Source organism: Candidatus Nitrospira salsa, assembly GCF_965152625.1.
In genome coordinates, this window is sequence record NZ_CBCUCO010000004.1 from 274,867 (window position 1) to 287,323 (window position 12,457).

A 12,457-nucleotide genomic window follows, 5' to 3' on the forward strand; every position below is an offset into this window, starting at 1 on the left:
TGATTGCATGACATGACAAAAAGTTTAAATAAATCTTGTTCTCTCAAACATTCGATATATTTGAAGACCCTTTCCGATCTCATTCTCCGTCTAATTTAGCAATCACCTAGTCCGAGTTTTCTGTCCAGGGTTAGTTCGAGTTGTTCGCAAGGCCTGAACAGCCTATGCTACGAGTCGAGTCGCGTTGAATGATTGGATAGAGACTGAAACGGATCGATTTGGCCGTGCAATTTTTGAGGTCACACGGCAGATGAAACAACAAGTCGTAATCACAACGTTAATTGAAGGAGAAGACAATGCCAAAAGTTGTACGTTTTTATGAGACCGGGGAAGCCGACGTTCTGAAAATAGAAGATTTGCCTTTGACTGAACCTGGTAAGGGCGAAGTTCGGCTCAAGGTTGAGGCGCTCGGACTCAATCGGGCAGAGGTCATGTTTCGGAGAGGCCAGTATTTGGAAACGCCCACGTTCCCCTCACGGATTGGCTACGAAGCTTCGGGAACGGTGGACGCGGTGGGGCCTGACACGAGCGGCATTCGTGTTGGCGATCGGGTGAGTACGATCCCGTCATTTTCTGTTGGCCAGTATGGCGTGTACGGTGAAAGTGCAATCGTACCGGCTTTTGCCGTCGTCCATTATCCTGACCATTTATCGTTTAGTGAAGGTGCAGCCATATGGATGCAGTATATGACCGCCTATGGAGCACTGATCGAATATGGGAATTTAAATGCAAATGATACCGTCCTGATTACTGCCGCCAGTAGCAGTGTAGGCCTCGCGGCCATTCAAATGGTCAAGGCTATGGGAGCCACCGCCATCGCGGCGACTCGCGGTTCCGATAAAAAATTGTTTCTCTTGGAGGCCGGAGCGGATCACGTGATTGCGACGGCAGAAGAAGATTTAGTGACGAAAGTGAATGTCCTTACCTCGGGAAAGGGGTGCCGTCTCGTTTTTGATCCAATCTCTGGCCCCATCCTGGAACAACTTGGCGAGGCCACGGCACAGGAGGGAATCATCTTTGAATATGGAGCCCTCTCTTCAGACCAAACCCCCTTCCCTCTCCTTTCAGCGCTGTCAAAAGGATTAACAGTACGAGGCTACACATTATTTGAGATTGTCAGTAATCCCGAACGGCTCGCGCGCGGGAAACAGCATATTTATCAAGGCCTCGAATCCGGCAAATTGAAGCCCATTATTGATCGTACCTTTCCATTAGAGGAAATCGTGGATGCGCACCGTTATATGGAAAGCAATCAGCAAAAAGGAAAAATCGTCGTCACGGTGTGAGAACTCTGTTCATCAAGCGGCAAGGCTATAGCGAATCCAAATAAGTTCGATGGGTGCCTAGGCTACGAACGCTCAACGCACCACTGGCCTTGTCGTTTCAATCTTTACTGAGAATACTCCAGGGTCACTCAATAGTGTGATCATAGATGGGCTAAGACACGAACGCGTAACACGCCAGTGCTTTTTGTCAGTCCAACTCTTACTGAGACGCACTCGGCATACGAACCATGAGGGTTACAGGTGTCCTAGTAGCGACGATTGTTGTGTGAACCTGCGTAACCTTAATAGACAACTGACGTTCAACGCGGGTCTGCTCCTGAGGTGTCGACTTGAGATCGCCAAGCCCGCACGATGACTCACTTCAAGCATCGGAAAGTTATACCCGCATGGATGCTCTAACAGCAATGAACCTTGTATATCACGTAGTGGATATTAAATTTTAGCAGTTTGGTACTTTACCGATTCGGTATAACTGAAACGGCCATAGACCGAGGCAACATCTGACAACCTCGAACTTCTGAGTTCTGAGAGTTCGTTTCTTAATTTTTTGGCTTGGAAGGGTTCTTCAAATAGCGATGGCGTCGCTGCTTTGACGTTTCGTTTGAACTGAGGAGAAAGTAGGATGATGAGATCGCGGAGGGCCTGAAAAATTTCCAGGCGGAATCTACTCATTTTTTACGTTTTGATGTTTGGTCTGATTGGCCAAATACCCCTTCAAAAGAAAACCGTTGGCCTTTTTTTGAGCTGAGTCATCCCTTCCTTAATTTCCTTCATAAGTGCCGGATTCTTCATAATTTCTTGGATTTACTTCAATCTCTCAAACTCTAAGAGTCAGAAGAACCAAGAAGTTGAAGGGGTTGGAAAGATAGTAGCGGAAGGTCAAAATACTCTAGACACCGTTACTCGCTCTCGTCTGAATCAGACGTCTCAGGCTCCAATGGCGGTTGACCATTGGTCTCTTGGGGATCTTCTTGCTCAAGAATTTCAGGAACCTCGGCAATCATGAGCTTGGCGACACCGACGACACGATCGTCTTGGGACATATCAATCAATCTCACGCCTTGCGAATTGCGGCCGATTTCTCGAAGATCGCCGATTCGCATACGCAGCACCATCCCTTCGGCAGTCATCATCATAATATCATCGGTATCGATCACTTGATGGAAAGACACAGCTGGACCGTTTTTGTCCGTCACTTTTACACTAATTACCCCTTTGCCCGCACGAGATTGCGCTCGATACTCTGAGGCCTGTGTACGTTTGCCATAGCCCTTTTCGGTCACCGTTAACACGGAAGAGACGGAGTCGGGATACAACGTCGTCATCCCAATGACGTAGTTGCCTTCTTCAAGGTTAATCCCTCGCACCCCGCGTGCCGTTCGTCCCATGGCACGCACATCCGCTTCCTTAAAACGAATGACGAGACCAAGACGTGTGCCTAACACGATGTCTTGTTGACCATCGGTGAGTTCTACGCCAATCAGCTTATCGCCTTCATCTAATGTCAGCGCGATGATGCCCCCCTGCCGCGGATTGGAATAGGCCGATAACTCTGTTTTCTTAATCGTTCCTTGACGTGTGGCCATAACGATATATTGATCACTGCGAAACTCTTTTACCGACAAGGTGACCGTGACTTTTTCATCTGGAGCCAGGGCTAAGAGATTGACGATGGCTTTGCCCTTTGTCGCGCGTCCGACATCGGGAAGCTGATACACCTTCAGCCAATAGACTTTTCCTGCGTCGGTAAAGAAGAGCAAATGGTCATGAGTTGAAGCACTAAAGATCTTCTCGACAAAATCTTCATCGCGCACGCCCATCCCAATTTTGCCTTTGCCTCCACGATTTTGCGCACGATAAATTGAAGCGGGGTTTCGTTTGATATACCCGGCGTGTGAAACCGTGACAATAACTTCTTCTTCTGCAATAAGGTCTTCAAGTTGAATGTCCGCTTCGACCGGAACAATGCGCGTTCGCCGTTCATCCGTATAGGCTTCTCGGATTTCAAGTAATTCATCTTTGATAATTTGCCGCACTCGTGTATCGGAATCGAGAATTTCTTTGAGTTCGAGAATGCGTGCCTTAATCTCTTGATATTCCTGCGCTAATTTATCTTGTTCCAGTTGGGTCAGACGCTGTAAGCGCATATCTAAAATCGCATTGGCCTGAAGTTCACTGAGCGCAAATTCCTCCATTAACCCTTGCCGTGCGACATCGGGAGCGCTCGCCCCTCGGATCAGTGCAATGACCGCATCAAGATTATTCAGGGCAATAGTCAGGCCCTCGAGAATATGGGCGCGCTCTTCAGCCTTTCGAAGATCAAAGGCTGTTCGCCGAATGATGACTTCGCGGCGATGTTCGATAAAGGCCGCAAGAATTTGTTTCAGATTTAAGACTTCTGGACGGTTGTGTACCAAGGCCAGCATGATGACCCCGAAGGTCGTCTGCATTTGCGTATGCTTGTACAACTGATTGAGCAGCACGATAGGAGTTTCGTTTTTCTTAAGTTCGATGACGACACGAAGCCCATCACGATCTGACTCATCACGCAGGTCTGAAATGCCTTCGATCCGTTTGTCATGAATCAGTTCGGCAATCTTTTCAAGAAGTCTCGCTTTGTTAACTTGATACGGCAACTCCGTAACGATAATGCGCGAACGGTCAGTTTTTTCATCAGTTTCAATGTCGGCTTTCGCTCGAACCGTCAACAACCCCCGACCGGTATGGTAGGCATCTTTTATTCCCTGAGTACCGTAAATAAAACCGGCAGTCGGAAAATCAGGACCTGGAATAATTTCCATCAGGTCATCGATATTCATATCCGGGCGGTCGATGAGTTCAATCAATGCACTCGTGATTTCACCCAAATTATGCGTGGGAATATTCGTGGCATAGCCCACAGCAATACCCCCAGCTCCATTGATCAACAAACTCGGAACCCGTGCGGGCAGCACAAGAGGTTCGACACTCGACTCGTCGTACGTCGCAGTGAAATCAACCGTTTCCTTGTCGATATCGACCAGCATTTCCTGGGCGATTTTGGTGAGCCGGGCTTCGGTATACCGCATCGCCGCCGGTGGATCACCATCAACAGACCCATAGTTTCCCTGTCCATCGACCAGGGTGTACCGCATATTGAAGGGCTGCGCCATGCGCACAAGCGTGTCGTAAATGGCCGAGTCGCCATGGGGATGGTAATTACCCATGATTTCTCCGACAATCTTGGCGGATTTCCGATAGGGTCGGTTGGCCGCGAGCCCCATTTCATTCATGCCGTAGAGAATCCGTCGATGAACAGGCTTCAGTCCGTCTCGAACATCAGGCAAGGCTCGTCCGACGATCACACTCATCGCGTAATCCAAATAGGACATTCGCATTTCGTCTTCAATGGCGACTTGAGTCAGACGTTCTTCAATAGGCATAGGCAGTTGGCAACGGTTAAATTGAAATTTTTAAAATGGCAATCATAGGATTTTCTATTAGCTTTACTTTACAATTTTTATTTTGACTTCTTCACTGGGCTTTTACACATCAAGGTTACGAACTTCGAGTGCATGTTGTTGAATAAAGTTACGTCGAGGTTCAACCTCGTCACCCATGAGGATGGTGAAGATTTCATCGACTCCGGTCATGTCTTCGAGTTTCACTTGTAAGAGTGCCCGGGTCTCTGGGTTCATTGTCGTATCCCATAACTGATTTGGGTTCATTTCCCCCAACCCTTTGTATCGCTGAAATGATAACCCTTTTTTACCGGTAGCCAAGATCGCTTGCACGAGCTCGTCGGATGTCGCGAATTCGGACGTGACGTCCTTGGATCTCATTTTGTACATGGGATTTCCAAGTCCCATGGCTGTGGGGCTGAGTTTTTGCAATTCTCGAAAGTCCGCAGATCCGATTAAATCATGTGTCAGCGTCAACGTATGAATCATGCCATTCGTTGGGACACGACAGAGTACCGAGTGCGTATTATGTTCTTCGTCCTCACGAATTTCCGTGGTGATGCGTGATTGGGGATAGGCCTTTTCCAACGCACGTTTGACTTCAGCAATAATCACTTCAAGTTGTGCTCGTTCTTTCAACGAATCCCGGCTCAACTCCTGTTGATCAACAAATGCTCGCAAGATTCCCGTTTCATATTGTTTCTTCCCAAACCGGTTCAACAGGTCTTCAAAGGCAATGAGATTCTTGAGAAGGGGCAGCAGCTCGCCTTGCGTCACAAAGGTATTATCACGTTCAACAAACACTTCGACATCTTCGACCGCCAGCCCGGACAGATAGTCATTCAAAGCGTTATCGTCCTTGAGATATTGCTCAGATTTTCCTTTTTTCACTTTGTAGAGTGGCGGTTGCGCAATATAGATATAGCCGCTTTCTAACAGTTCATGCATTTGGCGAAACAAAAATGTGAGAAGGAGAGTTCGAATATGACTGCCGTCCACATCCGCATCGGTCATGAGAATAATCTTGTGATACCGGGCGCGATTAATGTCGAAAACTTCTTTATCGTCTTTCCCCTTTTCCGATTCTTCCCGTCTTCGTCCAATTCCGGTACCTAAAGCCATAATCAGCGTGCGTATTTCTTCACTGGACAACATCTTGTCGAACCGGGCTTTCTCCACATTCAAGATTTTCCCTTTAAGTGGGAGAATCGCTTGAAACTTCCGGTCGCGACCTTGCTTCGCGGAGCCACCGGCCGAGTCACCTTCGACAATGAAGAGTTCGCTTAGTGCTGGATCTTTTTCCGAACAATCCGCAAGCTTTCCAGGAAGCGAGCCCCCATCGAGCGCGCCTTTTCTGCGAATCAGGTCTTTCGCCTTCCTGGCGGCTTCCCGCGCTCTCGCCGCATCAATGGCTTTCCCAATAATTTTCTTGGCCACCACGGGATTTTCTTCGAAATACGATCCGAGTGCTTCATTGACCGCGGCTTCTACAACGCCTTTGACTTCGCTGTTGCCCAGTTTGGCTTTTGTTTGCCCTTCGAATTGCGGGTTGCGGACTTTCACGCTAATTACAGCGGTCAAACCTTCACGGACATCATCACCCGAAAGTGAATCGACTTCTTTTTTCAATAAATCATTGGCGGAGGCATAGGAGTTAATTGTCCTCGTCAGCGCCGCTTTGAACCCGATCAGATGCGTGCCGCCTTCACGGGTGTTGATGTTGTTCGCAAACGAGAAGAGGTTTTCCGCATAGCCGACATTGAATTGTAGTGCGACTTCGAGCATCATCTCCGGTTTTTCAGTTTCAATCACGATCGGCTTATGAAGGGGGGTCTTGGCTTCATTGAGATGTTCGACAAATGACACGATCCCGCCTTCGTAACAAAACTCTTGTTCCTTTTCTTTATCTTTTCGCTGATCAATCAGTTGAATGGCTAAGCCTTTATTAAGAAAAGCCAATTCGCGAAGCCGCCGAGCCAGTACATCAAAACTGAATTCCACCGTTTCGAAAATTTGTGAATCAGGCATAAAGGTGATCTTGGTCCCGCGCTTTTTCGTCTTCCCCGTTATGGCCAGTGGCTCGGAGGGAATTCCGCGAAGATAACGTTGCTCAAAGACCTGTTCGTTTTGCCAAATTTCCAATTCCAGCCACTCTGACAAGGCATTCACGACTGAAATACCCACTCCATGAAGTCCACCTGAAACCGTATACGCCCCTTGCTCGAATTTTCCGCCGGCGTGAAGAACGGTGAGAGCCACTTCTGCTGCTGATTTTTTTTGCGTGGAATGCATGCCCGTGGGGATGCCGCGTCCGTTGTCTGACACTACGACGCTGCCATCAAGCTGAATCGTCACATTGATTTCTTTTCCAAACCCGGCCATATGCTCGTCGACACAATTGTCGACCACCTCGTACACAAGGTGATGCAAGCCATCAGGCCCTGTGCTCCCAATATACATGGCTGGACGTTTTTGTACGGCTTCCAGACCTTCAAGGACACGGATTTGATCGGCGTCGTATTGTTCATGTGACGACGTCATTCCGCTTGCCTGTCCGTGACCTGGTTCCGGTATTTCCGAAGATTCCATAGATTGTAATTTAGACGATGAAGTTGATGAATGGTGTTCCCGACTGTTCAAAGACCTCTAGACTTTAACCGGCATAACCACGGCTTTGAATTTGGGATTTCCGAACTCCTGAATTAAGCACGGGCTCAGTGGTGTTTCCATTTGCAAGGTGAGGGATTCCCCCTCTATGGCACTCAGCACATCAAGGAGGTACCGCGCATTAAAGCCCGTGGAAAAATCTTCTCCCTGATGTTCGGCTGAAATTTCTTCGTTGGCTTCACCAAGGTCTGGATTACTCGATGATAAATGAATCCGGTCTTGTGTAAAGGAAAGTTTAATGGCGTACGACTTATCTTTCGAGAGAAGAGACACCCGTCGAATTGCGCCCTCAAATTCGTCTTTGGAGATTTTGATTTTTTGAGGACTTTCCTTCGGCATCACCTGTTGATAGTTCGGATAGGCGCCCTCCATCACACGTGACGTCAGGACAAGCCCACTTTTACGAAAAATCACCATATTTTTCGTAAATCCAACGAGCGGTTCGTTGTCATCTTCTTCCAGAAGACGTCGAATCTCTATTGCGGCTTTCTTGGGAATAATGACTTTCGTTTCAGGAGCAGGCAACTGGGCCTGATCGATAACCACTTCTTCTTCCGCCATCGCGAGTCGGTGGCCATCGGTTCCAACCAAACGAAGAGTAGCAGTCTTGGCATTCCCGCTAATGATCGAGACTAACACACCATTAAGGACATACCGGGTATCATTATCGCCCACGGCAAAGATGGTTCGACGGATTAACTCTAACAGCCCTGCTGCCGGAAGAGGGATCAACCCGTCTCGTTCGATAGCTGGGAGACTGGGATAATCTTGACTCGGGAGCCCCACCACACGAAATTCACTCCGACCAGCTTTAATCGTGACCCAACTATTGTCGGCGACGTGTAATTGAATTTCCTGTTCCCGTATTTCTTTGAGAATTTCAAAGAGCTTCCGGGCTGAAAACGTGACGGAACCAGGTTCATCGACCGTGGCTTTATATAAACCGCGCATCGCTAATTCGAGATCTGTCGCAAGAATATCAAGACCTTCAGCCTTCGCTTCTAAGAGAATATTTGCGAGAATGGGCATGGTGTTTCTCTTCTCAACCACACCCTGCACGCGCTGAAGGGCTGTGAGGAGATCTTGGCGCTGTATTCTGACCTTCATGTCATGACTCTCCCTGGCTATCCTTTGCCAATTTCTTCTTTGAGACTGGCTATGGTCGTTCGCAAAACGGAATCGGCTTCTTGTGATTTTTGTATCTGTTTACATGCATGAATAATGGTCGTGTGGTCTTTTCCGCCAAAATCACGACCGATTTCTGGAAATGAAGCGTCTGTGAGTTCTCGACTCAGGTACATCGCCACCTGTCGAGGGTGAACAAGCGTTTTCGTGCGACGCTTGGACTTCAAATCCGAAACTTTGACATGAAAACGAGTGGCCACAATCTCTTGAATGTCTTCGACCGTAATCACATTACGCTTCCCACCAAGGAGATCTCGCAGAACATTTTTAGCCATATCTACAGTGATCGCTTGGCCTGTGAGAGAGGAATAGGCCCCAAGTCGAATTAATGCGCCTTCTATTTCTCGGATATTACTTTTTAGATTTGCCGCGAGTAATTGGATGACATCTTCGGAGATGCCGACTCCTTCTTCTTCTGATTTTTTTCGCAAGATGGCAATACGAGTTTCCACGTCTGGCTGCTGAAGATCAGCAATCAAACCCCATTCGAAACGGGAACGAAGACGCTCCTCCATCGAAGGCATCTCCTTGGGAAATCGGTCACTCGATAAGACAATCTGTTTTCTCGCTTCATACAGCGAATTGAATGTATGGAAGAATTCCTCCTGCGTTCGCTCTTTTCCCGCGAGAAATTGAATATCATCAATGAGCAGCATATCCACATTTCGATAACGCCGACGTAACTCTATCATTTTGTCATAGCGAATTGAATTAATGACTTCATTGGTAAACTGTTCCGTGGTGACGTATGCAATCCTGAGTTCACCATTCCTCACGACAAAATTTCCTATAGAATGGAGAAGATGAGTCTTTCCAAGTCCCACTCCTCCGTATATAAAGAGCGGGTTATATGCGAGGGCCGGTGATTCTGCCACAGCTCTGCTCGCCGCATGGGCAAATTGATTACTGGCTCCAACGACAAAATTATCGAAGGTATATTTGGGATTAGGCAGAGGTATTTTTTTATTCCGACTGGGAGATGGCTGTTTATAGTCTCGAACCATTGATCCAGAAGCAGGAACTTGCAGATGCTGATCTTCCTTGGCATCCCTGACAATGAAATCGACTTCAACAGGATCTGAGAGAGCACCGGTAACCTGAATAGCCTCTGCTAAAACATCAAGATAGTTTCTACTCAGCCACTCTCCGAAAAACTTGTTAGGGACTGAAACTCTGGCTTTTTGGCCATCCATCCCTTCAAAGAGTAATGGGTTAAACCAAGTTTCAAGGACTTCTCCCCCAACACGTGAATGGAGAAAGTCTAAAACTTGTCTCCAAGTATTTTGATGACTGTCTCCTAAAGAATCTAATTTATTCACAGACTTATAAACACCTGTTAATAATTTCACTCATTATCACGAACATTGAAAATTGAAACACCACTCAGATCGCTACTTACCACCAGCTTCTTCTTCTTCAATTCCCAGGGCATCTACAGATATTCTTCAGAAACCTAGCAAATACTCACAAGGATAATACACACTAACACTTTATAACTATTTGATTTATATATATAATATTAATTATCAACATATTCACAGACCCTATTACTCTTCCTACTCCCACTACGATCTTTTATTCTTATAAAAATAATTTAGAGAGAGAGATCGTTGAACTTGTGAATAATATTTACAGGACCACGATATTATCAGAATTGAAAATCAACCCAAGTAAATCGCGATATGCAATAGCATTCAGCGGTATATCATTCGTTTGAATTTCTTTATCCTCTTGAATAATATACATATTTTCGCCAACGAAATTACTGTCGAGCTGTACCTCTTGCGTAAAAACTAGAGAAGACTGCTGGTTTTCCTTCTCAGACTGCTGCTGAATATAGGTTGAAAAGTCATCTTGTTCTTTCTGACCAGTTTTCGTGAGGATGTAGAGCGTATGAGACATATAGAGATCAACCTGTCCGAAATAATTGACGAGTTAGAAAATAAGAACTCGGTCTGCATTCGTGACCAGAGTCTGAATCTGGCTCTCTGATTTTTCTTGAATCGAAAAGTCTGGATCTAATTCAAATGACTGTTGGTTTTCTTCAGGGACAATAATCGGAAGTTGTAGTTCTTGGATAGAAGGCAGATATTTTTCGAGCGTATCCAAATCCATGATAGAGGAACTTAATTCTTCTGCTACAAGCATTCGTGCTTGCCCCAACAAGATAATAGCCAATTGATTCGGGCCTGTTGATAATCCGAGCGCAATACGGAGGCCCTCCACTGGTTGTGGGGTGATCGTCGGATCTTTACGGATTACGACTATGAGCTTCAAAGACATGGATGCATTAACAAGCCATTAAACGCTCTGCACAAAATATTGATAATACACCCGAAAACGTGTTGTTCAGTTTCTGGGGGAGGGAAAAAACAAAAATCAGTTGTTTCTTATTGAAAAATAAGAGAAAAATTAACATTTTTTATTAAAAAAAGTCAAGAAATTAGAAGATATTGCTGTTTTGATGAATCCACGAATTGAGCTTCTCTGGAACTAAGGAAATTGGCACTTCAAGCTGGTTTTTTTCCTTCATATTCCGAATAATCACCACCTCTTTTTGAGCCTCGTCATCTCCGACAATAATTGTGGCCAGGGCCCCTAATTTATCAGCCGACCGCAAATGGGCTTTCAGTGAATTTGCACGAAAATCAGCATCAACGATGATTCCAGCTTGTCGAAGGCGCGTTAAGAGTTTAAGGCCTGCGGGTCGCCCCTGATCACCAAAACCAGCCACAACGACCATTGGGAAAGGTTGAGAGAGTACGGCATCTGGTACAAGCAGATTGACCCGTTCCAGTCCCACAGCAAAACCTATAGCCGGAGTTGGTGGGCCTCCAAGGTTTTTGACAAGCCCGTCGTATCGGCCACCGGCTCCTATCGTATTTTGTGCGCCTAAGTGAGACGAAGTAATTTCAAATGTCGTTTGGGAATAATAATCTAAACCCCGGACGAGTCTATGGTGAATGGTATAAGGGATCGTGAGTAATGAAATGCCGTTTTGAACATGTGTAAAGTGCTCGAGAGATGCTGGAGAGAGAGTCTCTAAGAGCTTGGGGGCTTCTTCAGTAAGGGAGTTACATCGAGGGACTTTACAGTCCAGTATGCGCAGAGGATTGGTATGAAAACGTCGTTGGCAGTTTTCACAAAAATTTTGAAGTTGAGGTTTGGCAAAGGCTTGAAGTTGAGAAATATACAGTTGGCGATCTTCTGGTGTACCAATGGAGTTAATATATAGAGTGAGTTCTGGTAACTGTAAATCTGTGAAATATTGCCATAGTAACGAAATGACTTCGACATCCATATACGGATCTTCAGTGCCGAACACTTCTACGCCAAACTGATGAAACTGTCGGAATCTTCCAGCTTGAGGCCGCTCATGACGGAACATCGGGCCAATGTAATACAGCTTTCGCATAGAAAACTGAGTGGAGAGATTGTGCTCAAGGTAGGCTCGAACCACACCGGCAGTTCCTTCTGGACGTAGGGTCAGGGAAGTGCCATCACGGTCCTGAAATGTATACATTTCTTTTTCAACCACATCAGTGGATTCGCCAATACTTCTTGCATACAATTGAGTTTGTTCAAATGTCGGAATTCGAATTTCTGAAAACCCATAACATTTGGCAAGTTTGTGTGCGGCATGTTCGACGATATTCCACTTTGGCATTTGATCTGGAAGAATATCCTTGATGCCTTTAATACTTCGAATCTTCACAACCTGAGATCCTTACGAGAGTTAAATTCATAAATAATTAAAATTACAGGTTATTTTTCATTGAATGACTATATCTTCACCTTTGAATCTAGTCAATTAACGGAATTTGACCACCATACTGATAAATATTGGATATCATCTCATGGGCATTCAGGGGACGGACT

At 46.1% G+C, this 12,457-nt stretch carries 8 protein-coding genes; 1 reads left to right on the forward strand and 7 read right to left on the reverse strand.

The window, feature by feature from the left end; genetic code table 11:
• The first annotated feature begins 296 nt into the window (after positions 1–296).
• The gene (locus tag ACWQXP_RS15275; RefSeq protein ID WP_454063740.1) at positions 297–1,286 is read left to right on the forward strand and encodes a zinc-dependent alcohol dehydrogenase family protein; all 990 of its coding nucleotides are present in this window, start codon (positions 297–299) and stop codon (positions 1,284–1,286) included.
• Between the two features lie 899 nt (positions 1,287–2,185).
• Here ACWQXP_RS15275 and gyrA read toward each other — a convergent pair.
• The 7 genes from gyrA to hisS form a co-directional block, all read right to left on the reverse strand.
• The gene (gene gyrA, locus ACWQXP_RS15280; RefSeq protein ID WP_454063741.1) at positions 2,186–4,708 is read right to left on the reverse strand and encodes a DNA gyrase subunit A; all 2,523 of its coding nucleotides are present in this window, start codon (positions 4,706–4,708) and stop codon (positions 2,186–2,188) included.
• 102 nt (positions 4,709–4,810) lie between these two features.
• Entirely contained in the window at positions 4,811–7,267 is a 2,457-nt protein-coding gene (gene gyrB, locus ACWQXP_RS15285; RefSeq protein WP_454063742.1) for a DNA topoisomerase (ATP-hydrolyzing) subunit B, read from the reverse strand.
• 105 nt (positions 7,268–7,372) lie between these two features.
• Entirely contained in the window at positions 7,373–8,500 is a 1,128-nt protein-coding gene (gene dnaN, locus ACWQXP_RS15290) for a DNA polymerase III subunit beta (protein ID WP_454063743.1), read from the reverse strand.
• A gap of 17 nt (positions 8,501–8,517) precedes the next feature.
• Positions 8,518–9,897 (reverse strand): chromosomal replication initiator protein DnaA, encoded by a 1,380-nt coding sequence (gene dnaA, locus ACWQXP_RS15295; RefSeq protein WP_454063744.1) that lies wholly within the window; start codon positions 9,895–9,897, stop codon positions 8,518–8,520.
• Between the two features lie 310 nt (positions 9,898–10,207).
• Entirely contained in the window at positions 10,208–10,480 is a 273-nt protein-coding gene (locus ACWQXP_RS15300; RefSeq protein ID WP_454063745.1) for a hypothetical protein, read from the reverse strand.
• 33 nt (positions 10,481–10,513) lie between these two features.
• On the reverse strand, positions 10,514–10,861 hold the full coding sequence (locus ACWQXP_RS15305) for a hypothetical protein (protein WP_454063746.1): 348 nt from the start codon (positions 10,859–10,861) through the stop codon (positions 10,514–10,516).
• 160 nt (positions 10,862–11,021) lie between these two features.
• Positions 11,022–12,293: a histidine--tRNA ligase gene (hisS, locus tag ACWQXP_RS15310; RefSeq protein WP_454063747.1), complete on the reverse strand. Its 1,272-nt coding sequence runs from the start codon at positions 12,291–12,293 to the stop codon at positions 11,022–11,024.
• Positions 12,294–12,457 lie beyond the last annotated feature (164 nt).